At 59.9% G+C, this 25,134-nt stretch carries 21 protein-coding genes; 8 read left to right on the top strand and 13 right to left on the bottom strand.

Translation table 11 applies throughout. From position 1 onward, the window contains the following. Positions 1-7 precede the first annotated feature (7 nt). Entirely contained in the window at positions 8-907 is a 900-nt protein-coding gene (locus tag VY732_RS29450) for a homocysteine S-methyltransferase family protein (protein WP_077575104.1), read from the top strand. 114 nt (positions 908-1,021) lie between these two features. Here VY732_RS29450 and VY732_RS29445 read toward each other — a convergent pair whose 3' ends face one another. The 3 genes from VY732_RS29445 to VY732_RS29435 are packed head-to-tail and all read right to left on the bottom strand — an operon-like array spanning position 1,022 to position 2,786. Then, positions 1,022-1,693 carry a GNAT family N-acetyltransferase gene (locus VY732_RS29445; protein ID WP_116028565.1) on the bottom strand — a complete coding sequence of 224 codons (672 nt, stop codon included), beginning with the start codon at positions 1,691-1,693 and terminating at the stop codon, positions 1,022-1,024. Positions 1,694-1,705: 12 nt separating this feature from the next. After that, positions 1,706-2,152: a GNAT family N-acetyltransferase gene (locus VY732_RS29440; protein WP_331693154.1), complete on the bottom strand. Its 447-nt coding sequence runs from the start codon at positions 2,150-2,152 to the stop codon at positions 1,706-1,708. Between the two features lie 10 nt (positions 2,153-2,162). After that, positions 2,163-2,786: an FMN-binding negative transcriptional regulator gene (locus VY732_RS29435; RefSeq protein WP_331693153.1), complete on the bottom strand. Its 624-nt coding sequence runs from the start codon at positions 2,784-2,786 to the stop codon at positions 2,163-2,165. Between the two features lie 92 nt (positions 2,787-2,878). On the opposite strand from VY732_RS29435, the gene pdxR reads away from it, so the two are divergent. Next, positions 2,879-4,432 carry a MocR-like pyridoxine biosynthesis transcription factor PdxR gene (gene pdxR / locus VY732_RS29430; RefSeq protein WP_331693152.1) on the top strand — a complete coding sequence of 518 codons (1,554 nt, stop codon included), beginning with the start codon at positions 2,879-2,881 and terminating at the stop codon, positions 4,430-4,432. Here pdxR and VY732_RS29425 read toward each other — a convergent pair. The 6 genes from VY732_RS29425 to aspA all read right to left on the bottom strand — a co-directional run bounded on the left by VY732_RS29425 (position 4,389) and on the right by aspA (position 16,229). Beyond that, the gene (locus tag VY732_RS29425; protein WP_331693151.1) at positions 4,389-8,981 is read right to left on the bottom strand and encodes a dermonecrotic toxin domain-containing protein; all 4,593 of its coding nucleotides are present in this window, start codon (positions 8,979-8,981) and stop codon (positions 4,389-4,391) included. The two genes, pdxR and VY732_RS29425, sit on opposite strands and share 44 nt — an antisense overlap. Before the next feature lie 153 nt (positions 8,982-9,134). Then, a complete protein-coding gene (locus VY732_RS29420) occupies positions 9,135-10,160 on the bottom strand; it encodes a histone deacetylase family protein (protein ID WP_077575098.1) in 1,026 nt (341 codons plus the stop codon). A gap of 243 nt (positions 10,161-10,403) precedes the next feature. Further along, positions 10,404-11,399, bottom strand: a complete 996-nt coding sequence (locus VY732_RS29415; protein ID WP_331693150.1) for an AraC family transcriptional regulator — start codon at positions 11,397-11,399, stop codon at positions 10,404-10,406. 248 nt (positions 11,400-11,647) lie between these two features. Beyond that, complete coding sequence (locus VY732_RS29410; RefSeq protein ID WP_331693149.1) at positions 11,648-12,652, bottom strand: asparaginase; 1,005 nt, start codon at positions 12,650-12,652, stop codon at positions 11,648-11,650. A gap of 172 nt (positions 12,653-12,824) precedes the next feature. Next, on the bottom strand, positions 12,825-14,273 hold the full coding sequence (locus tag VY732_RS29405) for an alanine/glycine:cation symporter family protein (protein WP_331693148.1): 1,449 nt from the start codon (positions 14,271-14,273) through the stop codon (positions 12,825-12,827). Between the two features lie 531 nt (positions 14,274-14,804). Further along, complete coding sequence (aspA, locus tag VY732_RS29400; protein WP_053125149.1) at positions 14,805-16,229, bottom strand: aspartate ammonia-lyase; 1,425 nt, start codon at positions 16,227-16,229, stop codon at positions 14,805-14,807. A 180-nt stretch (positions 16,230-16,409) separates the two neighbouring features. Between aspA and VY732_RS29395 the strand changes: the two genes are divergently transcribed. From VY732_RS29395 to VY732_RS29375, 5 genes are all read left to right on the top strand, one after another. Next, entirely contained in the window at positions 16,410-17,318 is a 909-nt protein-coding gene (locus tag VY732_RS29395; protein WP_007962273.1) for a LysR substrate-binding domain-containing protein, read from the top strand. Between the two features lie 332 nt (positions 17,319-17,650). After that, on the top strand, positions 17,651-18,142 hold the full coding sequence (purE, locus tag VY732_RS29390) for a 5-(carboxyamino)imidazole ribonucleotide mutase (RefSeq protein WP_007920220.1): 492 nt from the start codon (positions 17,651-17,653) through the stop codon (positions 18,140-18,142). A gap of 10 nt (positions 18,143-18,152) precedes the next feature. Next, positions 18,153-19,235, top strand: a complete 1,083-nt coding sequence (locus tag VY732_RS29385; RefSeq protein WP_331693147.1) for a 5-(carboxyamino)imidazole ribonucleotide synthase — start codon at positions 18,153-18,155, stop codon at positions 19,233-19,235. A gap of 110 nt (positions 19,236-19,345) precedes the next feature. Then, positions 19,346-19,591, top strand: a complete 246-nt coding sequence (locus VY732_RS29380; protein ID WP_007920223.1) for a GlsB/YeaQ/YmgE family stress response membrane protein — start codon at positions 19,346-19,348, stop codon at positions 19,589-19,591. Between the two features lie 93 nt (positions 19,592-19,684). Next, on the top strand, positions 19,685-20,221 hold the full coding sequence (locus VY732_RS29375) for a DUF3299 domain-containing protein (protein ID WP_007920225.1): 537 nt from the start codon (positions 19,685-19,687) through the stop codon (positions 20,219-20,221). Positions 20,222-20,345: 124 nt separating this feature from the next. Here the strand turns inward: VY732_RS29375 and VY732_RS29370 are convergent, their stop codons facing one another. Continuing rightward, entirely contained in the window at positions 20,346-21,245 is a 900-nt protein-coding gene (locus tag VY732_RS29370) for a D-hexose-6-phosphate mutarotase (protein WP_331693146.1), read from the bottom strand. Positions 21,246-21,303: 58 nt separating this feature from the next. Then, positions 21,304-21,708, bottom strand: coding sequence for an acyl-CoA thioesterase (locus VY732_RS29365; RefSeq protein WP_003229628.1), 405 nt, complete (start codon positions 21,706-21,708; stop codon positions 21,304-21,306). A gap of 500 nt (positions 21,709-22,208) precedes the next feature. On the opposite strand from VY732_RS29365, the gene VY732_RS29360 reads away from it, so the two are divergent. Then, a complete protein-coding gene (locus VY732_RS29360) occupies positions 22,209-23,507 on the top strand; it encodes an MFS transporter (RefSeq protein ID WP_331693145.1) in 1,299 nt (432 codons plus the stop codon). Positions 23,508-23,523: 16 nt separating this feature from the next. Here the strand turns inward: VY732_RS29360 and VY732_RS29355 are convergent, their stop codons facing one another. Together VY732_RS29355 and VY732_RS29350 are read right to left on the bottom strand one after the other, a co-directional pair. Beyond that, positions 23,524-24,015 (bottom strand): type II toxin-antitoxin system VapC family toxin, encoded by a 492-nt coding sequence (locus VY732_RS29355; RefSeq protein ID WP_077575092.1) that lies wholly within the window; start codon positions 24,013-24,015, stop codon positions 23,524-23,526. Continuing rightward, a complete protein-coding gene (locus tag VY732_RS29350; RefSeq protein ID WP_212620760.1) occupies positions 24,012-25,070 on the bottom strand; it encodes a helix-turn-helix domain-containing protein in 1,059 nt (352 codons plus the stop codon). The genes VY732_RS29355 and VY732_RS29350 overlap by 4 nt, the downstream gene beginning before the upstream one ends. Positions 25,071-25,134: the final 64 nt, after the last annotated feature.

The raw sequence follows: 25,134 nt of genomic DNA, 5'->3' as shown, positions 1-25,134 counted from the left end.
AAAGCATATGGGCGCAGGCAGCACGATTATTCTCGATGGCGGCATGGGCCGTGAGTTGCAGCGCGCCGGGGCGCCATTTCGTCAGCCGGAGTGGTCGGCGCTGGCGTTGAGCGAGGCGCCGCAAGCGGTTGAGGGGGTGCATGCCGCTTATATCGCCAGTGGCGCCAATGTGATTACCACCAACAGTTACGCCGTGGTGCCGTTCCATATTGGCGAAGAACGTTTCGCCGCCGAAGGGCAGGCGCTGGCCGCGTTGGCCGGTGAGCTGGCGCGACGTGCGGTGCAGGCCTCGGGGAAATCCGTGCGGGTGGCCGGCTCATTGCCGCCGCTGTTTGGCTCTTATCGTCCGGATCTGTTCGAGGCCGCACGAGTGACCGAGTTGCTGGCGCCCTTGGTCAATGGCCTGGCACCGCACGTTGATCTGTGGCTGGCGGAAACCCAGAGTTCGATCATCGAGGCGCGAGCCATTCACGCCGGGTTGCCGAAGGATGGCAAACCGTTCTGGTTGTCGTTCACCTTGAAGGACGAAGACACCGATGAAGTGCCGCGCCTGCGCTCTGGCGAGCCGGTCGCCGAAGCGGCGGCGGTGGCGGCTGAGTTGGGCGTCGAGACGTTGCTGTTCAATTGCAGTCAGCCGGAAGTGATCGGTGGCGCGATTGATGCGGCGCGTGCAACCTTCGAGCGTCTGGGGGTGAAGATAAACATTGGTGCTTACGCCAATGCGTTTCCGCCACAGCCAAAAGAAGCCACGGCCAATGATGGACTTGATCCGCTGCGCGAGGATCTGGATCCGCCGGGTTACTTGCACTGGGCGATTGACTGGCAGCAGCGCGGTGCCAGCCATTTGGGCGGTTGCTGCGGGATCGGACCGGAACACATTGCGGTGCTGGCGCAAAAGCTAGGCTGAAAATAGATCAAAAGATCGCAGCCTGCGGCATCTCCTACAGGATGAACGTCAATCCCCTGTAGGAGCTGCCGCAGGCTCGGGCCGCGTTCGGACGATCTTTTGCTTTTCAGGTAATCACGATCGGCATTCGACCAAGCCTTTCACCTGCCCGTCGGGCGTCTGATTTTCATCCGACAGCCACTGCTCGAAACCCGCCGCAATCGCCGGCCACTCACCATCCAGAATCGAGTACCACGCAGTGTCGCGGTTCTGGCCCTTGACCACCATGTGCTGACGGAACACGCCTTCGAAGCTGAAACCCAAACGCTCGGCAGCGTACTTGGAGCGGGCGTTGCCGTTGTTGCATTTCCATTCCAGGCGGCGGTAGCCGAGGTCGAAGGAGTGTTTGGCCAGCAGGTACACCGCTTCGGTGCTTCTCGGCGAGCGCTGCATTGGCGCGCCGAACGTGACGTGGCCGATTTCGATGCGACCTTGGGCCGGGACAATCGACATCAGGCTGAGGATGCCTTGCACCTGATTGGTCGCGCGGTCTATGACAGCGAAGAAATACGGGTCGCTGGCGGCCGCATGGTTGTTCAGCCAAGCGTCGAAAACGCTGCGTTCCGGGAACGGGCCGTAGGGCAAATAGTCCCAGAGTTTAGGGTCAGCACCCGGGCCTTCGAGGGCGGCGAACAGTTCGTCACCGTGACGCGCCGGGTCGAGTCTTTCCAGGCGAATGAAACGGCCTTCGAGCAGCGTGGCGGTGGGGGCGGGGACGCCTTTCCAGTCAGCGAGTGATGCGGTCATGTACGCGTCTCCTTAAATGGCTTTGCGAAACTGGATGAAGCCCGGGCGCTCGGCGATGCGCTCGTACAGCTGGATCGCGGTGGCGTTGGTTTCGTGGGTCAGCCAGTGCACTTTGCCGCAACCGTCAGCCTTGGCCGTGGTGTAAACGTGTTCGATCAGCAGGCGACCGACACCGCTGCCACGGGTTTCCGGCACTACCAGCAGATCCTGCAGGTAGCAGGAGTTTTCGATGCTCCAGTTCGAGCGGTGATAGATGTAATGCACCATGCCCACCGCTTTACCGTCGGCCCAAGCCAATGCCGCGTGGGTCGGTTCGCTCGGGTCGAGGAAACGCTGCCAGGTGCTGTGCGTCACCGCTTCCGGCAATTCAGTGTTGTAGAAACGCAAGTAAGCCTGCCACAGCGGTAGCCACGCGGCGTGGTCGTCGGCGCTGACCTGACGAATGTCGATCTGACTCATGGTGATTTCCTTAGCGCATCAATCGGGCGAGGGTTTGATCATTGATTTCCGGGCTGGCAGCGAGGCCTTCGCGCACGCCGGCAATGTCTTCGGCGCTGCGGTTCTGGCTGAGTTTGCGCTTGCCTTCGAGACGGTCGATGGGAATGGCGAAACCGACAATCGCCTTGAGCATGCCGTCGATGTAATCGGCGGGCGCATCGGCAACTGACCACGGTTGTGCGCGGCCGGCTTCATGGCGGTCGGTGAGGGTGCTGACGATGTCGAGCAAACGCCCACCATCGCTGAAGGTTTCGGCGTGGCCATAGGCGTGCACGGCGATGTAGTTCCAGGTCGGCACGACTTTGCCATGTTCGGCCTTGCTCGGGTAAAAGCCCGGGCTGACGTAGGCATCGGCGCCGGCGAAGATCAGCATGGCTTGCGCGCCGTCGCGCAGGTCTTTCCATTGCGGGTTGGCGCGGGCCAGGTGCCCGTAGAGCGTGCCGTAGTCGCCTTGTTCGCAATGCAGCAGCACCGGCACATGGCTGGCTTGCAGGCCGTTTTCGCCGTGAGTCACCAGAATGGCGAGGCGGGTGGCGAGAATCAGTTCGTGCAGTTGGGACAGGTCTTCGATGGCAAAGGCGCGTGGCGTGTACATGGACAGATTTTCCTTGGCGAATGCCTGCATCGTAGGCAGGCTATTGGTCTGTTGTAAGAGCCATTGATGACCAATTTCATAGGTCCATTGTCATGTCCGATTCGCCAACGATGTCCATGCCATTCAACCCCGCCGGTATCGAGCTTGATCGCCGTCAGGGTTTGAGTCGTCAGCTCTATCAGGCGTTGCGCCTGCGGGTACTGGATGGACGGCTGGCGAGCGGCACGCGGTTGCCGGCCAGTCGCGATCTGGCGGCGGCGCTGGGGATCTCCCGCAACAGCGTGGTGCGCGCCTACGATCAACTGTATGCCGAAGGCTTTATCGAAGGGCGGGTAGGCGATGGCACCTACGTCGCACAATTGATGCCGGTAGCGAGCCCTGCGAAAAAATTATCCACAAAAGTATCCACAGGGTTTTCAACAAGCTTACCCACAGCCTTATCCACAAATTGGCTGGATTTACCTGTGATTCCATCCAGTAAAGTTATCCACAGTGATAGTTTTTCGCGCATCGAAAAGAACCATTTGGCCCGGCCACCGAGTGGTCCGCCACGAGCATTTCGGGTGGGTGTTCCGGCGTTTGATCTGTTCCCGTTCGAGGTGTGGGCCAAGCTGAACGCGGCTTTCTGGCGTAAACCGGATCTGGAGCAGCTGTGTTACGGCGATCCGTCCGGCGATGCGCGTCTACGTGCAATGATCGCTGCCTATTTGCGCAGTTCGCGCGGCATGCAGTGTTCACCTGAGCAAATTGTGATCACCAGCGGCGCGCAGCAAGGCATTAGCCTTTGTGCACAGTTGCTGGTGGCGCCGGGCGACGCTGTGGCAATCGAAAATCCGGGCTACCGCGCGGCCGGTCATGCGTTCGCCGTGGCGGGTGCTCGTTTGCACGGTATTGCCGTGGACGAAGAGGGCATGGATTGCTCGGCGTTGTCGGCCACCGAGAATTGTCGGGTGGCGTATGTGACACCCTCTCATCAGTACCCGACTGGCGTGGTGATGAGCCTGGCGCGACGTCTCGAACTGCTCGCTTGGGCCGAGCGTAGCCAAGGCTGGATCGTCGAGGACGATTACGATGGCGAATACCGCTACACCGGTGCGCCGCTGGCGCCTTTGGCGGCCCTCGATCGACAGGGGCGAGTGCTGTATGTCGGCACTTTTGGCAAAGTCGCGTTTCCGGCATTGCGCCTCGGTTATCTGGTGCTGCCCCCGGCGCTGGTCGATGCATTCTCGCAACGCCGGGCGGTGGATGTCCGGCATTCCGAGGTGAGTACCCAGGCGGTGATGGCTGAGTTCATGGCGGCCGGGCATTTCCAGCGGCATATCCGGCGCATGCGCCGCGCCGCCCTGAGCCGTCGCAATACCTTGCTCGACGGCTGGCCGAGCGCCATTGCCGGCGTGGGCGACTTACCCGCTGTCTCGGCCGGACTGCACTTGACCGTGGCGGTCGACAGCATCGAGCGCGAGCAGCAACTCATTGAGCAAGCCGCTCGCGCCGACGTGGAGATCAACGGCTTGAGCAGCTACTGGCTGCCCGATTCCACGACGCCTCTGAACCAGCGTGCCGGGCTGGTACTGGGTTTTGCTGCAGTCCCTGAACCGGCAATCAAAGCGGCGCTGACTCGGTTGCGACAGGTGTGGCAGGTGTGAGAAACAGCGCTCGCGCAGACTTGTCGGAAATACCGCTGCGATGGACTTCGATCAGCGCCTGATTACTCAGAAAACGCGGCTCATAGGCCCCCCTCATATGCCGTTGCGCCACAGTTTTCATGTGGCCAATGGGGAACGGGGCGACGGGCGCTTGTGCGCTGCTGTAATGGAAATGGGCGTAACACAACGCCTTGTGGGTGTGGGCGTCGCGAATTTCATATTCGTCGAGAAAATCCCTGGCCTGACCTTTGAGCCGATGGCGAGTCACGGTTTGTGAAATTGTCACTTCCCCCTTGTCCTTCAACCACTGAATCCCGGCGGCGGTCGGCAGTTGTTGCTTGACCATCCTGATACGGGTGCTGGTGCCTTTTTCTTCAAGGGTTCGAGCGGCCGCGTCAAGCCTGTGGCCGAGCGCTTCGGTCGGCTTTTTCAGGTCAGCAGTCAGATTGCTGCCGGTCAGTGCTTCGTCGATTGCCGCGTTGGCTTCTCGCAAAGCAGCGGCATGGTTGTGGTATTGCTCCTCGATTTCGACAGGAATCCGTGGTCCTCGTTTGAGTTGGGCTTCGATACGTCGATGGAACGCGGCCAGACCGTCGAGCAGGGCCTGGCCTTCAAGGGTGCTGTTGTTGAGATCAGGGCTGATCTTGGGCGGCTTCGTTGTGGCTTTGCGCTGCTCGACCCAGACACCGGGTGATTCTTGCTCAAACGTGGCGATGACGCCCGTCAGCGGGGCGCGCACTTCCACTTGATCGGTGTCCTGGCCTGCGAGACTTTGTTTGCGCTCGCCGACCAGCGTGCGCCTGGATTTGGTTTTGAAGATCTGGCGTGCCGAGGTTTGCCTGGAGGGACCCGCTGCCGGTTCCAGCAAGTGCCTGTAGCGCAGCAAATCTGCCAGTTTTACATCTGTGCGAGCCTTGAACGCGTTGACCCGACTGCGCACATGCAGCAGTCGTTCGGTGTTGATCTGATCGGGGTAGTCGATCAGCAGATCGCCAAAGCGTTGATCGATCGAGGTAAATTGTTCGGCAACATTGCTCAAGGCATCCCTGCGTTCACGCAGGTTGTCGAGGCTTTCATCGACGGTCAGATTCAACGCGCTCTGGATGTTCAACGCAGCGTCTTCGATGAGCGTGGACAAGGCCTGATGGGCGTTGGCGTTCGTGGTCGAGTCACCGGCCTTGATACAGATCTCCTGGCCGAGACTGATCTGCAACAGTTTGAGGTCATTCAGATCATATTTGGGCAGCACCTCGCGATAGGTGTGAAGCACCTTGACCGCATCACTTCCCAGCAGCAGCAGCTCGTCAAAGCGGGTCCGCGCCGACTCTATTTTTTCAATGATGGCCTGGGTCTGATCGGTCATTGTTTCGAACTTCTGAACAAACGCCTGTACGGCGAAACGGCTTTCATCGGCAAGCATTGTCTGCATCGTCTTCAGGCTCGCCTGGAACTCCGTGGCATGCAGTTGGAGCCATTCCTGCCCGAGAAACAACTGCATTTCCAGGCGCTCAATCATGGCTTCCCGGTAGTTGGGAATGGGTTGCTTGTTATTCAGCGCTTTGATCTGTTCGATGCTTGTACCGTATTCCTTGAGCTGTGAGTCGAGGGTCTCCAGATACCGCTGGCGCGCTTGCGCACGGTCTTGCGCTGGCGCGTTGGTGAACGCCTCGTGGTCGGCGTCACGCTGAGTGCCTTTGTCTTTCATCGTCTTGTCGAAAGCCTTGATGGTGATGCTCAGCTGTTTCGCGGTTTTTTTACTGAAGTCCTGAGATTTCTCAAGCGCTGCATCGAGTCCGCCGCCGCGCAAACGCAAGCGCAGATCGACCACCCATTGACCGTTGGCGGTACGGCTCAGCAAGGGGCCGAGACGCCGCGTGGGTTGGCGTGAGTCGATGATCTGAACATCCGCGTGTTCATTGAGCGTGACTTCGAACCAGCGTTTGCCGACGGGTGCGAACCATTGTTTCTGGCGAGCATGCAGGTGTCTGTGCGTGCCCTCGCTGGCGGCATCGCCGATGCCCCTGGGTTTGGCAATCTGAAAACTGTCGAGCAACGTGGTCAGCGCGACGGGCGATCGCTTCAGTGCGGCAAAAGGGTTGATCGATATTTCATGAGCGCCGGGCAGTTCGCTGCCGGAGATATCCGGCAGCCGTAATGCTTTGCTGATGACGGGGGGAGGGGTGATGGCCTTGGTGGGCTCCTCCAGAGTGACCGATTGGTTTTGCGGCTTGTCACCGACCGCTGCGCGATGGGCGAGCACCATGCCCAATGCCAGAAGAATGTCGGTGATAGCTGTCCAGGCGATCTTGCCGGATTGCTCATTGGCGCCGTCGCTGATCTCTTGCAGGTCGTCCATGATCTGCCAGATCCACGCCGCTGTGCCGACGCTGTCCCCGAGGAACGGCAATGCCGCGTTGAACAGCATCCAGCCGCCGTGTTTCAGCGTGGTCCAGCGCGCTTCTGCGTCGGAGACCGACTGGCGATCAGCCTGGGTCATCAGCGCCTGGACGTTGCTGTTGTGCAGCGTCGCCAGCACATCGTATTCAATCGTCGCAGTCGCCAGGGTAACGGGGCCGGACATGTCGAGGGCGGTAAAGGGGTTCACCAGCGATTGCGGGATCGTCCAGACCGAAGGCAGTTGGGCGGTGAAGACGAACTGGCTGTAGCTGAAGCGCACATCGTCCGGCAACCAGGCCAGTACCGACTCGCGCAGATGTTGCGAATGCTGGATTTCGTACAGCAGGTTGGCGTGAGAGGGGAACTGCATCAGCGCCATTTCGAACAGCGGCCGGTAAAGCACGCAGGGTCCCTTGTCGACGTCGCGTGGGCCGATGACGAACATGTTGTTGACGGTGTCTGCTCGTGAAGTGCTGCGATGGGCGATGAACGCCAACGGACGAATGACGATTTCCTCGCGATCAACATGACGTTCATCGCCGCTGCCAGCCACTGCGGCAGCCACATAGCGGTAGCCCTGATCAGTGATACCGGCCTTGCCTTGTATTTTGTGTTGCAACGCCAACAGTGGCAGTTCGATGGGCAACTGGCTGGTGTAGAGGCCTTGTAGCCTCAGCGCTTGCTCGCTGTCGTCGATCAACAGGTTTTGCAGGTGCGCGATGTAGGTCTGGCCGATATCAACGGTGCTCACCAGTTGTTCCAGGTAGCTCGCGGTCATCCAGTCAGGCAACTCGCTGTCATCCTTGTAGCGTACGGTTTTATTGCCCTTTGGTCGTCCCGCGAGGTTCTGCAGGGCAAGTTCAATCAGCGACAGCGTTTGGGTCTGAGTGTTGCCCGGCAGTACGAACGTGCCCCAGACCACCAGGCTGGTGATGCTGATTTCGATGTCCTCGATCTTCACCTCGGTGGCGTTCGGATGATCCTTGAGCATCTGTTGTTTCAGCGCCGCACAGGCAAAGGCTTGCAGGCTGATGACTTCGCTCTGGAATGATGTTCCCTTGTTCGTATGCTGGATCATGGTCAGATCCAGCAGATGCCGGCTGTAGCGGGTTTGATCGGCAGGCGCGGCACTGTCGAGCCAGGCGGGCAGCATCGGACGCAAGCGCTCGATATGAGGTTTGAGGCGTGGTGTCGGTTCTCGAGGGTCGCCGACAGTCCCGGCATGCGGGTAGAGCGGGTTGGCGTTCGAATCCTGAAAGAAACTGATTTCACCGAGGGCTTCCGCCTCAAGCGCAATCAAGGTACACGCCTGATAGTCAAAGAAGTTGCCCTGCGGTTCGAACAGTCGCCATTTCAATCCGGTCCCGGAGGCTCCTTTCCAGTAGCGACGGGGCAAGGCTTTGCCGAGTTCATCCAGTGATTCGAAACTCTCGAAACCCTGAATCACCGAGTGCGTCATGATCCAGGTGCTTTTGCCGTCGGTACCGATCAGCACAGCTGTATCGAGGAGCGTCAGATGCTCTTGTTCGTCACCGTTGGTGCGGTCCAGATCGATCAGGCAGGCGCGTACCTGGTAGTTGCCGGTTGGCAGGCGCTGGTGTTTGTCCGGGTGCCGGTAAACCGCCTCGACCATGGCGCGCTGGTTGGTATTCCAGTCGGGATTGGCCTCGACGCTCCAGAGGTTGCGCAAGGCTTGCGACAATTGCTGCCAGCGCGGTTGTCCCGGGTAGGTGAATTCGTCCCAATACTCGACTTGCTGTTCCTTGTAGGCAATGAACAGCAAAGGTGCCAGTTCATTGAGCAGTTTACCGACGGCGCTGATTTTCACCGCCAACTGGATGGCGGCGGGCTGATCGGGTTGCAAGGTCAGGTAATGCTCGCCGTCGAGGTACGTCACGGCAGTGCCGGAGAAGCTCAGGCGCACCAGTGTGTCAGTCAGCGATTCAATCAAGTGGCGTCCGGGGACGACCTCATTATCCTGAATGACCCAGGTCGGTCTCACCACCATGGCCAGCCGTGGATCGATATCGATGTCCGGGTACAACGTCTTGAGTGCCGGTCGCAACGCTTTCGAGGCGACTTCTCGCAACGAGGGGCCGGTCACCAGTTGGGTCACGACATCGACGGCACTGGGTGAGGGGATTTCGGGCATGGGCAACTCCTGCTCTGATAGACGCGCGCGGAAAGGGCGGCGGTTTCAGGCAAGGTAGAGGCGGCCGGCAGGGCCCGTGCGGTAGATAAATATTGCAGGCAAAAAAAGACCCGCCTGAGCGGGTCGGGTTTTGTTGATCCGGATTGAGTTGGTTTATTGCTCGAACCCTTCGAGCACGTTCACCGCATTGATGCCGATTTCTTCCACGGCGTAGCCACCTTCCATGACGAACAGCGTCGGTTTGCCGAGGGCGGCAATACGCTTGCCCATTGCCAGATAATCCGGACTGTCGAGTTTGAACTGAGAAATCGGATCGTCCTTGAACGTGTCGACGCCGAGCGACACGACAATCACGTCGGCGCCGTAGCGATCGATCTCGTCGCAGGCCTGATCCAGTGCTGCACTCCACACGTCCCAACCGGAACCGGCGGGCAGCGGATAATTGAAGTTGAAACCTTCACCGGCGCCTTCGCCACGCTCGTCGTCGTAGCCGAGAAAGAACGGGAACTCCGCTTCCGGATGACCGTGGATCGAGGTGAACAGCACGTCGCTGCGCTCGTAGAAAATCGACTGCGTGCCGTTGCCGTGGTGATAGTCGACATCGAGGATCGCGACCTTCTGGTGGCCCTGATCGAGGAACGCCTGGGCGGCGATGGCGGCATTGTTGAGGTAGCAATAACCGCCCATCAAATCGCTGGCGGCGTGGTGTCCCGGTGGACGGCACAGGGCGAAGGCACTGCGCGCGCCACGCTGGATTTGCGCTTGTGCGGTCAGGGCAACTTGCGCCGCGCTGTAGGCCGCTTGCCAGGTGCCGGCGGTGATCGGCGCACCGCCGTCGAAACTGTAGTAACCGAGCTGGCCGTGCAGGCTGGTCGGTTTGATCGCACGCAGGGTGCGCGCCGGCCAGGTGTAGGGCAACAAGTCGCCATCGGTGTTGAATTCAGTCCAGCGCGCCCACGCACCTTTGAAAAAGTCGAGATAGTCTTGGCTGTGGATACGGGCGATCGGCTGCAGACCGAAATCCTTCGGTGCCTCGACCGGGCCGAGGTTCTGGTTTTTCACGCGTTGCAGCACATGGTCGGCGCGCGACGGCATCTCGAAGCACGGTTTGAGCTGGCCATCGATGAGTTCGCAGCGGCCATGGTGCAGGTGGTGATCGTCCGAGTAGATCGTCAGCATTTGTTGTTCTCCGCAGGGCTGATTCGGTTGCTCTCAGTGTTGCGGGACAAGACGAATCGGAAAACGGCAGGAAAGGCCAAAAGGGGATGGATGTGGCCAAAAATACTGACCGCAATTCGCCCCTTATCGAGTGTTCGGGGAATAAACCGACAAATCTCCTGTGGCAGCGAGCCTGCTCGCGAAGAGGGCGTGTCAGGCACCATGGATGTGATTGATCTGGCGCTTTCGCGAGCAGGTCAGCAGTCAATGTGGGCGGAACTGACTCGGCGCCACGCCGCTCCAGCGTACAAACGCATGGCGGAAGCTGGCTGTCTCGCTAAACCCGAGGGTTTCGGCGATGCGATAAATCGGCAACTGATCCTCACACAACATCTGCTTCGCCCGTTCGAAGCGCAGCTCATCGAGCAGTTCCTGATAGCTGCTGCCCATGTCCTTGAGATGCCGGCGCAAGGTGCGCGGCGAGCATTTCATCTGTTGTGCCAAACCCTCCAGCCCTGGCGCGGCGTTCAATTGCGCGCTGAGCAGCTGCCGAATCCGCCCCAGCCACGCCTGACGCCCGGTGAACTCCAGGTTCTGTTTGCGGCAACGTTCGGCCATGGCTTGATGGGTGATGAGATCGGCCAGCGGCAGCGGTTGATCGAGCCAGTGACGGTCGAAGGCAAAGGCGTTGTCCTTGGCGGTGAAGTGCAACGGGCTGTCGAAGTGCTCGGCATAGCTGTCGCGATAGTCCGGCGCGGCGTGTTCGAAGCGCGTGGCGAGCAAGGGCAGTGGATGCCCGAGCAGGTCATCGCAAATGACCTTCAGCGACACCAGGCAGAACTCGGCATTGAACACCGCCATCGCCGGGATCTCGCGATAATCGGCAGCGACGAACCAGACGCGCTCGCCATCGTCTTCCAGGCTCAGTTCGAAAAGTGTTCCCAACAGCGCCGGATACCGGATCGCCAGGCGTAGAGCGTCACCGAAGGTGGCACAGGTGAGCAGTGCGTACCCGAGGATGCCGTAGCAAGAAACATGCATGCGCCGGCCCAGCTCCAAACCAATGTCATGCTTGAGCGCTACCGCGTTGGCGCAGACCTGCATCTCCTGATTGGTGGTGATGCGCGTGTCGGCCCGGCTGAGATCCGCCGCACTGATGCCGCTTCCAGCCAGCAGCGCCTCGCTCGACAGGCCTTCGGCTTTGAAGGTGTTGAGGATCAGCGAGACGGCATTGAGGGTGGTGAGGTGGGAGTGGAGCATGGGATCTTCCAGCCTTGAGGTGGCTGGAATACAGCAAGTTGCATGCCGCAGCAGCCCCTCACCCCAGCCCTCTCCCAAAGGGAGAGGGGGCCGATTGGGGGAGATTGGCGAGATACGTCGACCTGAAAAAACGCTGACGAATCCATAATCGACTGTTTTTTTCAGGTCGGCGTAAAGCGCGAGACACTAAGGTCAGTCCCCTCTCCCTCCGGGAGAGGGCTAGGGTGAGGGCCGATCCAGAGCCATGCTCAGAGCAACTCACCACACAAATCCAGTTCGATCAGCCGACGCACTTCCGCGGTTTCCAGCCCCGCACCGAGCAACCCGTGCAACTTGCCGAATGCCGCCTCGCGAGTCATGCCTCCGCCGGACAGCACGCCAACGCCGCGCAGTCGGCTGCCAGCCTCGTAAACATCCAGCTCAACGCCACCCTCATGGCATTGCGTCACAGCAACCACGACTACGCCGTTATCCCGCGCACGGCCAAGGCTTGCCAGAAACTCAGGGTTGTTGCTCGGCCCTGTACCGCTGCCGTAGCACTCCAGCACCAGACCTTGAATGCCGCTGTCGAGTAGACCGTCGAGGACTTCGGCGCTGATGCCAGGGAACAGCGGCAGCACGGCGACTTTGGCCAGTTGCTTCGGCTGGTTGTAGTTCAACGACACTGGAATCGAAGGGGCTTTGACACCGCCGCCCTGACGCTCCAGACGCTTGAACGGATGACGGCCAAAACTGCGCACTTTCGCGCAACGGGTCGGCGCCAGCAGTTCGCCGTGGAAGTACAGATGCACGCCCGGCGCCAGACCTTGGCCGAGGGCAACCAGTGCGCCGCCGAGGTTTTCCCAGGCATCGCTGTCGGTGACACCGGCCGGCAGCATCGAACCGGTGAAGCAAACCCGCGCATGCAGGCCGAGCAACTGGAAACTCATCGCCGCCGCGCTATAGGCCAGCGTGTCGGTGCCGTGCAGGATCAGCACGCTGTCGCAACCTTGCACATCCACGGCATCGACCACCGCTTCACGCAGTTGCTGCCAATAGGCCGGGGTCATGTTGGCGCTGTCGATCAGCGGCGACATTTCCCGGAACTGCCACTGCGGCACGACGAGTTCAGGCTGGCTGTGCAGGTAGTCGCGCATCCGCGCTTCGAAACCGGACGCCGGGGCCAGGCCATTGGCGCTGGCCTGCATACCGATGGTGCCACCGGTGTAGAGCACCATGACGTGCTGGGCGGCGGGGTAGGTCGACGAATTCATGGGGATTCTCCGAAAGGATGAGGTCCTTGTAGGAGTGAGCCTGCTCGCGATGGCGGTTCATCATTCAACATTGATGTTGGTTGAAAGACCGCTACCGCGAGCAGGCTCGCTCCTACAAGTTATTGCATCACAATAACTGACGGGCGCAGGGGATGCGCCCGTCATTCACCTGTCAGCGTTGCGCTGCAGGCACGCCTTGCGGCACGGCTTCGGTCTTGCCGGCAGCGGCAGACGGATTGGTCGGCCAGGCCTTCAGGTCCAGATCCAGATCAGCAAATTTGCTGGAGTCGAACACCGGCTGTTTGACCCCGGCGCGGCGCTGCTCGTCGTAGTCGCGCATCACACGCATGCCGACCTTGAACAGCATGGCCAGGGCCACCAGGTTGACGAAGGCCAGGCAGGTCATGGTGATGTCGGCGAAGGCGAACACGGTCGACAGGTCCTGCATCGAACCCCAGACCACCAGCGCCAGCACCAGGCCACGGAAAATCATCAGCGCGGCGCGGTTGCGGGTGAGGAACTGCAGGCTGTTTTCGCCCAGGTAGTAGTTGTAGAGGATGCAGGTGAAGACGAACAGCGACAGCGCGACGCTGACGAACATGCGACCCCAGTCACCGACCACGGCAGCCAGCGAGTTCTGGGTCAGGACGATGCCGTCACCTTCGAAACCCGGGGTGTAGAAGCCCGACAGCAGGATCAGCAGCGCGGTGCAGGTGCAGATCACGAAAGTGTCGAGGAACACGCTGAAGGCCTGAACCACGCCCTGAGCGCCCGGGTGTTTCACGGCAGCCACGGCGGCGACGTTCGGCGCACTGCCGAGGCCCGCTTCGTTGGCGAACACGCCACGCTTCACGCCCATGACGATGGCGCTGCCGAGCAGGCCGCCAAAGGCCGGGTCGAGGCCGAAGGCGCTCTTGAAGATGGTTTCCAGCATGGCTGGCACGTGTTCGATCTGAGTACCGATCACGTACAAGGTCACGCCGATATAGGCCAGGGTCTTGATCGGCACCAGCAGGTCGGACACCGAGGCGATGCGCTTGATGCCACCGAGGAAGGTGATGGCCAGCAGCACCGCGAGGACGATACCGGTGTGTTGTGGGTTGAATTCAAAGGCGTTCTGCAGCGAGTGGGTCACGGTGTAGGACTGCAGGCCAATGAAGGCGAAGCCGTAGGTGACCAGCAGCAGGACCGAGAACACCACAGCCATACCTTTGAGCTTAAGGCCGTGCTGGATGTAGTAGGCCGGGCCGCCACGGTACAAGCCGTCGCCATCGGCGCGCTTGTAGACTTGGGCCAGGGTACATTCAAAGAAGCTGCTGGACATGCCGACCAGTGCGGTCACCCACATCCAGAACACCGCACCCGGACCACCCAAGGTCACGGCAATGCCGACACCGGCGATGTTGCCTGCACCGACGCGGCCGGCAAGGCTGAGCATCAGGGCCTGGAACGAGCTGAGTTGCCCGGCGCTGCCCTTGAGGCTGTCGCGGAACACCGCGAACATGTGGAAGAAGTGGCGCAATTGAACGAAACGCGAGCGAATCGTGAAGTAGCTACCGAGCCCGACAATGAGCACGATCAGTACTTTCCCTGAGAGGAAGTCGTTAATGACTTCGAGCATGGATTTTTCCTCGCTGTTTATTGTGTAAGCAAATACTGGATGGAAGAAACATCGTGTTACACCGGTGTGCGCGCGGCACGACGGGTGAGGCGAAGGTTTCGTCCGGTTCCATTTCGCGGGTTTGTTATTAGTTCGGGTTTCGCATGGGTTATGGCCTCGTTACCGACGACCGCTCACGCGAAGAGGGGCGGCACTATACCGATCAGTGACGCGCCCGTCTGCACGGTAGTGGTGCAAGCGACGAAACGAGGCTTTGAAACACCCGGCGTTACCGGCGCCGGGCTTGTGCAGGAACTGCTCTGTGTGGGATCGAGCCTGCTCGCGAAAGCGGTATTGCAGACACATCGTTTTTGAATGTGCCGCCGTCTTCGCGAGCAGGCTCGCTCCCACATTGTTCAGTCCCCAGACATACGGGTCTCAGGGTCAGAAAGTTAAAAAAAAGGGCTTGGGGACTAAATCCCCAAGCCCTCAAAAGGTGAGAGGTGTCTAGTCCCTCGACCTGGTGAGCGGTGCTACAAGTAACGCGTCGGTTCAGCCTTTCAGCGGAACCAGACGTGGAGCAATCATGTTTTCCGGGCGCAGGATGTCGGCGAGCATGGCTTCGTCGAGCAGACCTTCTTCGCGCACCAGTTCCAGCACGCCGCGGCCGCTTTCAAGGGCGAGGCCGGCTATACGGGTGGCGTTTTTGTAGCCGATGTACGGGTTCAGTGCGGTGACCAGACCGATCGAGTGTTCGACCAGTTCGCGGCAGCGCGCTTCGTTGGCGGTGATGCCGACGATGCAGTGCTCACGCAGCATGTCCATGGCCCGTTGCAGCAGGCGGATCGAGTCGAAGATCTTGAAAGCGATCAGCGGCTCCATCACGTTCAGCTGCAGTTGGCCGCCTTCGGCTGCCATGGTCAGCGCCAGATCGTTACCGATGACCTGGAATGCAACCTGGTTCACAGCTTCCGGAATCACCGGGTTGACCTTGCCGGGCATGATCGAGCTGCCTGGCTGACGCGCTGGCAGGTTGATTTCGTTGATGCCGGTGCGTGGGCCGCTGGACAGCAGGCGCAGGTCGTTGCAGATCTTCGACAGCTTCACCGCGGTGCGCTTGAGCATCCCGGAGAACAGCACGAAGGCGCCCATGTCGGAAGTCGCTTCGATCAGGTCGGCCGCTGGAACCAGCGGTTGACCGCTGATCAGGGCCAGACGCTGAACAGCCAGCGCTTGGTAACGCGGGTCGGCGTTGATGCCGGTGCCGATCGCGGTGCCGCCCAGGTTTACTTCAGTCAGCAGTTCCGGGGCCAGCGTCTTCAGACGGGCCAGGTCTTCGCCCATGGTAGTGGCGAAGGCACGGAATTCCTGGCCGAGGGTCATCGGCACAGCGTCTTGCAGCTGGGTACGGCCCATTTTCAGGACGTGATCGAATTCTTTGCCCTTGGCCGCGAACGCCTGAATCAAGCTGTCGAGGCTGGCCAGCAGGGTGTCGTGACCGAGCAGCAGGCCCAGGCGGATCGCTGTCGGGTAGGCGTCGTTGGTCGACTGCGCCATGTTGACGTCGTCGTTCGGGTGCAGGTACTGGTACTCGCCTTTCTGGTGACCCATTGCTTCGAGCGCAATGTTGGCGATCACTTCGTTGGCGTTCATGTTGGTGGAAGTACCGGCGCCACCTTGAATCATGTCGACCACGAACTCTTCGTGGTAATCACCGCGGATCAATCGGGCACAGGCTTCGCTGATGGCAGCGTGCTTGGCTTCGCTCAGGTGACCCAACTCGCGGTTGGCGTCAGCAGCGGCCTGTTTGACCATTGCCAGGCCGACAACCAGTTTCGGGTAATGCGAAATCGGAACGCCGGAGAGACGGAAGTTGTTCACCGCTCGCAGGGTCTGGATGCCGTAATACGCTTGAGCCGGTACTTCGAGGGCGCCAAGCAGGTCGTTTTCTGTGCGGAAAGATGCAGCGGAGGACATGATAGAAATCATCTCGATATGGACCCGGTCTGTGCCGGAACGCTGCGAATGCTAGGCTTGTAGGAAATTTTGGGCCAATGCTGTTCAGCACTGCCCTATGCACATTCGGCATAATGCCCGTGTGACGCCGCGTGCGCGGCAGACGTGTGACCTGTTTTGGTGCGTGTCCGGGAGGACGTGATGAATCTGGAAAGCAAATGGCTCGAGGACTTCAGTGCTCTGGCCGCCACCCGCAGCTTCTCGCAAGCGGCCGAACGGCGCTTCGTGACCCAGCCGGCGTTCAGTCGGCGGATCCGCAGTCTCGAGGCTGCGCTGGGGCTGACCCTGGTCAATCGCTCGCGCACGCCGATCGAGCTGACGGCAGCGGGGCAATTGTTTCTGGTGACCGCGCGCACGGTGGTTGAACAGCTCGGTGAAGTGCTGCGCCATCTGCATCATCTGGAGGGCGGGCAGGGCGAAGTGATGCAGGTTGCCGCGGCTCACTCGCTGGCGCTGGGTTTCTTCCCGCGCTGGATTGCACAACTGCGTAATGAAGGCTTGAACATCGCCACGCGCTTGGTCGCAACCAACGTCGGCGACGCGGTGCATGCATTGCGTGAAGGTGGCTGCGACTTGATGCTGGCGTTCTATGACCCGGACGCGGCGATGCAGATGGATCCGGAGATTTTCCCCTCGTTGCATTTGGGCCAGACCGAGATGCTGCCGGTGTGCGCGGCGGATGCTGATGGCAAGCCGTTGTTCGATCTGGAAGGGGAGGCGAGCGTGCCGTTGCTGGCCTATAGCGCCGGGGCGTTTCTCGGTCGCTCGGTGAATGGATTGTTGCGTCAGCGTCAGCTGCGCTTCACCACTATTTACGAAACCGCGATGGCTGACAGCCTGAAGAGCATGGCGCTGGAAGGCCTCGGCATTGCCTGGGTGCCGCAACTGAGCGTGCGTGCTGAGCTGGCGCGTGGCGAACTGGTGGTCTGCGGCGGCCCGCAATGGCACGTGCCGCTGGAGATTCGCCTGTATCGCTGCGCCTTGGTGCGTAAAGCCAACGTGCGCCTGCTGTGGCGCAAGCTCGAGGGCGGCGCTGCACAAGCTTCCTGACTTGAACAGAGATCCAATGTAGGAGTGAGCCTGCTCGCGATAGCGTCAGCACATTCAGCGACGATGTGACTGATACACCGCCATCGCGAGCAGGCTCACTCCTACAGGGGATTTGCGGTGTTCTGTCGCTGACCTTCAGGTCAATAAAACCGGGCATTTGCGGCAGATGACAGATGGTCGTGCGGGGGGCTGTTTATTGCTTTCTTTGCGGTATACTGCGCGGCCTTCGGCCGGCACGTCCGGCCATTTTTCGTACAATCAAGCCACGCAACCTGCGTGGCTTGTTGTTTTATGACGCGCCTGCGGGCGCTCCAGAGAGAAGAGGCGCGACGATGAGTGCACTGGTTGGCGTGATCATGGGCTCCAAGTCCGATTGGTCCACCCTTAGCCACACCGCCGATATGCTGGAAAAGCTCGGCATCCCGTACGAGGTCAAAGTGGTCTCTGCCCACCGCACCCCGGATTTGCTGTTCCAGTACGCCGAAGAGGCTGAAAGCCGCGGCATCGAGGTGATTATCGCCGGTGCCGGTGGCGCAGCCCACTTGCCAGGCATGTGTGCGGCCAAGACCCACCTGCCGGTGCTGGGCGTGCCAGTGCAGTCGGCCATGCTCTCGGGCGTCGACTCGCTGCTGTCGATCGTGCAGATGCCAGCCGGTATTCCGGTCGCCACCCTCGCTATCGGCAAGGCTGGCGCGATCAACGCCGCCCTGCTCTCGGCGAGCATCCTCGGCGCCAAGCATCCACAGTTCCACGCGGTACTGAAAACCTTCCGTGCCGAGCAGACAGACAGCGTCCTGGACAATCCAGACCCACGTATTGCCTGAGGTTGTTGAGATGAAGATCGGTGTAATCGGTGGCGGCCAGTTGGGTCGCATGTTGGCCCTGGCGGGCACCCCGCTGGGCATGAACTTCGCTTTCCTCGACCCTGCGCCGGACGCTTGTGCCGCGGCGCTGGGCGAACACCTGCGGGCCGATTACGGCGATCAGGATCATCTGCGCCAACTGGCCGATGAAGTCGATCTGGTGACCTTCGAATTCGAAAGCGTCCCGGCCGAAACCGTGGCATTCCTCTCGCAGTTTGTGCCGGTTTATCCGAGTGCCGAAGCCCTGCGCATCGCTCGCGACCGCTGGTTCGAAAAGAGCATGTTCAAGGACCTGGGCATTCCGACCCCGGCCTTCGCCGACATTCAATCGCAAGCCGATCTGGATGCCGCCGTGGCTTCGATCGGTCTGCCGGCCGTGCTGAAAACCCGCACCCTGGGTTATGACGGCAAGGGCCAGAAAGTCCTGCGCAAGCCGGAAGACGTGGTCGGCACCTTCGCCGAGCTGGGCAGCGTGTCCTGCCTGCTGGAAGGCTTCGTGCCGTTCACCGGTGAAGTCTCGCTGATCGCCGTGCGTGCTCGCGATGGCGAAACCAAGTTCTATCCGCTGGTACACAACACCCACGACAGCGGCATCCTCAAGTTGTCGGTTGCCAGTACCGATCACCCGTTGCAGGCGCTGGCCGAAGATTACTCGAGCCGTGTGCTCAAGCAACTCGACTACGTCGGCGTGATGGCGTTCGAGTTCTTTGAAGTCGACGGTGGCCTCAAGGCCAACGAAATCGCCCCGCGCGTGCACAACTCCGGGCACTGGACCACTGAAGGCGCCAAATGCAGCCAGTTCGAAAACCACCTGCGCGCCGTTGCCGGCCTGCCGCTGGGTTCGACGGCCAAGGTCGGCGAGAGCGCGATGCTTAACTTCATCGGCGTTGTTCCACCGGTTGAGAAAGTCATCGCCATCGAAGATTGCCATCTGCATCACTACGGCAAAGCCTTCAAGGCCGGGCGCAAGGTCGGCCACGCCAACCTGCGTTGCGCCGACATGGCCACGCTGCAGGCGCAGATCGTCAAGGTAGAAGCGCTGATCGGCGAGTAACGACAGTTTCATGTGGCAGCGGCGGAACCATTCAGGGGCCGCCGTTCTCTCATGGCAGGATGCCAAAGTCTGACTAGGCTTCGCATATCTACTACTGAGAGGGAATTGCCATGGGAATTATCGGAACCATCTTTATCGGCTTGATCGTCGGCCTGCTGGCGCGGTTCCTGAAACCGGGCGATGACAGCATGGGCTGGATCATGACCATCCTGCTCGGTATCGGCGGTTCGCTGGCAGCCACTTACGGCGGCCAGGCCCTGGGCATCTATCACGCGGGCGAGGGCGCAGGCTTCATCGGCGCACTGGTCGGCGCGATCGTGTTGCTGGTGATCTACGGCCTGATCAAAAAGAACTGATCCAAAGCGACAAAGCCCTCTCTGCCAAAGTGGCCGGGAGGGCTAGAATGCTCGGCGATTCAATGTTCCTTCCTTTCTATACCGAGCACCTTCATGCGCCGTCTTCTGTTGACTCTCCTTTTCCTGGGCAGCGGTTTGGCCCACGCCGGCGAACTGCCGGAAACCGACTGGCTCGAACTGATGCCCAAGTCGGATCAAAAGGCCCTCGAGGCCATGCCTGAAATCGACCACAACTCCCCGGAAGCCACCGGCACCTTCACCGAGAAGGGCGGGATGAAGCAGGCCAAAGGTCTGCCGGCGGTGATGTATTCGACCAAAACCGTGGCGTCGATGAACGACAAGCACATCCGCATCGGTGGTTATCCGGTGCCGCTGGAGTCCGACGCCAAGGGCCGCAGCACGCTGTTCTTCCTCGTGCCGTACCCGGGCGCTTGCATCCACGTGCCGCCACCGCCGCCGAATCAACTGGTGCTGGTGCGGTATCCGAAAGGTTTGAAACTGGACGATATCTACACGCCGCTGTGGGTGACCGGCACGCTGAAGGTCGAGAAGGTCAGCAATGATCTGGCCGATGCGGCGTATGCGCTGGAGGCGGACAAAGTGCGGGTGGTGCAGGAGTCCGATCTCTAACAGTCACCACGAAACAACTGTGGGAGCGAGCCTGCTCGCGATAGCGTCGTGTCAGCCAATTTAATGGATCTGACAAACCGCTATCGCGAGCAGGCTCACTCCTACATTTGGTTTTGCGGTGCTGTTAGAGCGGCTTGCTGACGACACTCACGCCCATGGTATGGCTCGCACCCGCCGCCAGCGTAACCACGTCATCCATCACATTCGCCGTCTCGATGCACAACATGCGCTGCCAGCCATCGTTATCCATATCCGCCAATGCCGCCGCGCGATCGATCCACGGGTTCCAGATCACCGCCGTGCGTGAACCGGTAGCCGTCAGCACAATGCGTCTTTCCCAGGTCGGGTCGACAATGCTCAACTGCGGCGGAGCGTCGAGGTAGATGCGGTCGGTTTCGCCGGCAAAATGCAGATCGCCTTGCTGACTGTTGGTTTTCCAGTCATCCAGCGTCTCGATGTAATTCAAACCATCGACACCGTCGACCTGCACATTGCGCACATCACTGACCGCGAAATACGTGTGCAGCGCCTGGCTCAGGCTGACGCTGTCACTGCCACGGTTGTGGCTGGTCAGGCTGAAGCTCAATTGCTCGGACAAATGCAGGGTCAGGGTCAGATCGACTTCGTGCGGCCAGCCCGGCAGGCCACCGTCAGGGTAGGGCAGCTTGAACTCGACCTTGACACCGTCAGCCTCTGATTCGATGCCGCCCAACTCCCAATCCATCGCCCGCACCAGACCGTGCGCGGGTGCCGGTTGCTCACCGGTGTACATGGCCTGCACGCTCTGCGAGTTGCGCTCGAACTTGCCGAACCACGGCCAGCACACCGGCACGCCGGCGCGAATGCTTTTGCCCGTCTTGAAGTCGGCTTTGTCGTTGAGCCAGATGATCGGCGGCTGCCCATCGATCTGATAACTGAGGATGTGCGCGCCTTGCTGGGCCACCAGCACTTCGGCCTGACCGTGGCGGATGCGCCAGCAGTTCAGTTCATCCAGTTTCACCGCTTCAACGTTGGGCGTGTTCATGGGACAGCTCTCGATCAGACACTTGGGACGATTATCGACCGTAAAACGGCCGCGAGGTTTAACGCGCGCGTGGCGGAACCGAGCGAGTGCGGCCGCTGCCGTCGATGGCGACGAAGACAAACACGGCTTCGGTCACTTTACGCCACTCACTGGACAGCGGGTCGTCGCTCCACACTTCAACCATCATCTGGATCGAGCTGCGGCCGATTTCCAGGGTCTGGGTATAGAAGGACAATTGTGCGCCGACAGCCACTGGCACGAGGAACGCCATGCGATCGATGGCAACCGTGGCCACGCGGCCGCCAGCGACACGGCTGGCCATCGCGGTGCCGGCCAAATCCATCTGCGCTACCAGCCAGCCGCCGAAAATATCGCCAAAGCCATTGGTTTCGCGTGGAAGTGCGGTGATTTGCAGGGCCAGGTCGCCTTGCGGGATCGGATCTTCTTGTTCGAGCTCTATCATGCCGGGGGTGCCTCTGACCCGTGACTCTTCGTTGGTATTGCTGGTGGTAGCCGTCTTCGGGAAAAACGATTCAGCACCGAACCTACTACGTTCGTCACGTTTTCCATCAGGCGCCTAAGGAGAAACTCTGCGAAACCGGCTGCCGACACTGTGAGAACTACTGCGCTCAGCAATACTGCGTCAAAAACAGGCTCGGACTGCTCATTTACAACCCGTAAACTCCGCGTCCTAGCCTGTTTTTTCCTTGTCTTGCTTTCGCTCGCTACGTTCTCACAGCGCCGGATGACAGCATCGTTTTCGCACAGCAACCCCCTACAAACCGGAGCAGGTTGCGAGTATATCGGTCGGTAGACTCCACGACGACCATCCGGTTCTCATTTCGACCGTCAATTACGCGGCTCTATGTGCTTTTTCGAACAATTTGCTATGGTGCCGAACCTGCCCAAGCCACCGCCAGCGTTGTTGTGGCGGCAGTTCCGACTATAAGAGAAGCCCTTGCCATGACCACAGCGCCTTCGAGCCTCGCGCAGCCCGAGCAACCCGCACGACCGTTGACCCGCAACGACTACAAGACTCTGTCGCTATCGGCCCTCGGTGGTGCGCTGGAGTTTTACGATTTCATCATCTTCGTGTTCTTCGCCACCGTGGTCGGCAAGCTGTTCTTCCCGGCCGACATGCCCGAGTGGCTGCGCCTGATGCAGACCTTCGGCATCTTCGCCGCCGGCTACCTCGCGCGGCCGCTAGGCGGCGTCGTCATGGCGCACTTCGGCGACCTGCTGGGGCGCAAGAAGATGTTCACCTTGAGCATTTTCATGATGGCCGTGCCGACCCTGATCATGGGTCTGCTGCCAACGTACGCGCAGATCGGCATGTGGGCGCCGATCCTGTTGCTGGTGATGCGGGTGATTCAGGGCGCGGCGATTGGCGGTGAAGTGCCGGGCGCGTGGGTCTTCGTTTCCGAACATGTACCGCAAAAGCACATGGGTTACGCCTGTGGCACCCTCACCAGCGGCCTGACCGCCGGCATTCTGCTCGGCTCGCTGGTCGCTACGGCGATCAACAGCATTTATACGCCGGCGGAAGTATCCGATTACGCTTGGCGTATTCCATTCCTGCTGGGCGGTGTGTTCGGCCTGTTCTCGGTTTACTTGCGCCGCTGGCTGCACGAAACCCCGGTATTCGCCGAGTTGCAACTGCGCAAGGCGCTGGCTGAGGAAGTACCGCTGCGCGCGGTGCTGCGTGACCATCGCGGCGCGATTGCGATCTCGATGTTGCTGACCTGGTTGCTCTCCGCCGGCATCGTCGTAGTCATTCTGATGACCCCGACTGTGCTGCAAACGGTCTATCACTTCACGCCGACCGAGTCGCTGCAATCGAACAGTCTGGCGATCGTGTTCCTGAGCATCGGCTGCGTCATCTCCGGCGCGTTGGCAGATCGCTTTGGCGCCGGTCGCGTATTCGTGTTCGGTTGCCTGGGCTTGCTGATCAGCTCCTGGACCTTCTATCACAGCCTCGCCGATCACCCGAACTGGCTGTTCCCGCTCTATGCGCTGACCGGTTTTCTGGTTGGCACAATTGGGGCGGTTCCATACGTGATGGTCAAGGCGTTCCCACCGGTGGTGCGCTTCAGCGGGTTGTCGTTCTCGTACAACGTGGCTTATGCGATTTTTGGTGGGTTGACGCCGATGGTGGTGAGTCTGCTGTTGAAAGAAAGCGCGATGGGGCCTGCCTACTATGTGGCGGTGCTGTGCACCATGGGGATTCTGGTGGGGGCGTGGCTGTGGAAGAAGGGGCGCTGATCCCAAGATTCTGCTTCTAGGGCTCTCGCCAGCGTGAGAGCCTTGATTCACATTCTGCTGTCGGGAGTCGAGCGCCATGCTCAAGCATGTGGGCCAAGGCGTTTGCGGCATCCGACTTTTCAATTACTTGATGCTCAACCATCAGATCAAGTAACCAGAGAGCGCCGTGCACCTCCAGTCCATCTCGTTGTGCCTGGCGCCTTAACTTGCCATCTCCGGTCAGCAACGGACGTCCTGTTTCCTGTGCGAGCAGGTAACAAGACACGTCCGCCAGTGAGCTGTTGTTGTGCTCGACTTTCAGCTCAAAGAGTCTGATCACGCCAGATTCATCGAACGATTCGACACTCAGTCCTCGATCAAGCAGTTCCTGGTGGGGAAAGTCTGCAAGCTCATGCATGACAAAGTCGGTGCAGCAAAGTGTGAATGGCAATCGAAACATCTGCTCCAGCAATCCGGCGTTTCTGAAGTCAATCCAGATATTCGTATCACTGATGAAGATCAAACTCATGCATTCTCCAGTGAACCCAGGAAATTGGGGTCCAGTGCGCTAACTGGTTTGCGCAGGAGTTCGGCAGCCCGAGACTTGGTGATCAGCCCTTCTGCCAACGCCCAGAATGCTAGCGACTCAAATCTTTGCGGCGGATTGCAAGGTAGCGGCTCAGGTTCTGATTTGCGCCAGCCGTTGGCGCTGAATTGGATAGTGAGGGATTTATAGCCACTTTCGCTAAGAAGCTTCAGATCTTTCAGGCGTCTTAACGCGGCATGCATTGAGATCCCGTATTGACGCTTTGCAATCAGCAGTTCTCGTGGATGAACTCTGGAGCGAGGATGGCTACCGAAGTCGCCGGTGACACTTTTCGCCGGATAAAGAAACGCGCCAGCGAATCGATGGCAACAATTTTCCTGGTCCCTCTCCGGCATATCCTCTGGTAATGCCATGACCCAGTGGCCGAGTTCATGCGCGGCGGTGAACCTGATTCGTTCACCTGGGCGATCGGCATTCAGTGCAATCAACACGTGTTCGCCGTTACCGGTGGCAGCGCAAGCGCCGTCGAAGTCGTCCGGGCCGTTTAGCATGGCGACTTTTATGCTGTGTTCTTCCAATTGTTCGGTCAGATTGGCGATAGGGTCGCTACCAATTCCCCAGAACTGACGAAGTTGCTCTGCTGCGCGCTCGGCGTCATCGAGACAGGAAACCGGGATCATTTGTGACGGGGTGACGGGAGTGTGGATGTCGGCAGGATCGAAACATTCCTCAAGCGCGATGTAGCGCTCAAGGTGTTCGCGAATTTTTTCTTCCACCTGTGCCTGGCGATATTTCGGCATTCGGGCCAGTTTTCGAAACTCCAGAGGCGCCAGCGCAATTGCATCCGCGCGGAAGAAGTACTCAGGGCTGACCTGAAGCGCTTTGGCCAGTTGTAGCAGACGAGTTGAATTGGGAGTGCTCAACCCCTTCTCATATTTGCTCAAGGCTTGTTTGGTTATGTCGCCAAGCTCCATCGCCAAAGCCTCTAGACTGAGGCCTTTTTGCAGGCGCGCGCGGCGAATTCGGTCGTTTATCATGGGGCCCTCTCGTGGTTGACAAGACTATCTTTTGATAGTGATTTGTCAACCCGGGAAGAGTTTC

This window comes from Pseudomonas sp. ZY71, assembly GCF_036542145.1.
Taxonomy (GTDB): Bacteria; Pseudomonadota; Gammaproteobacteria; order Pseudomonadales; family Pseudomonadaceae; genus Aquipseudomonas; species Aquipseudomonas koreensis_A.
Note: the sequence above shows the minus strand (reverse complement) of the source record. Positions and strands in the feature narration are given on the sequence as shown.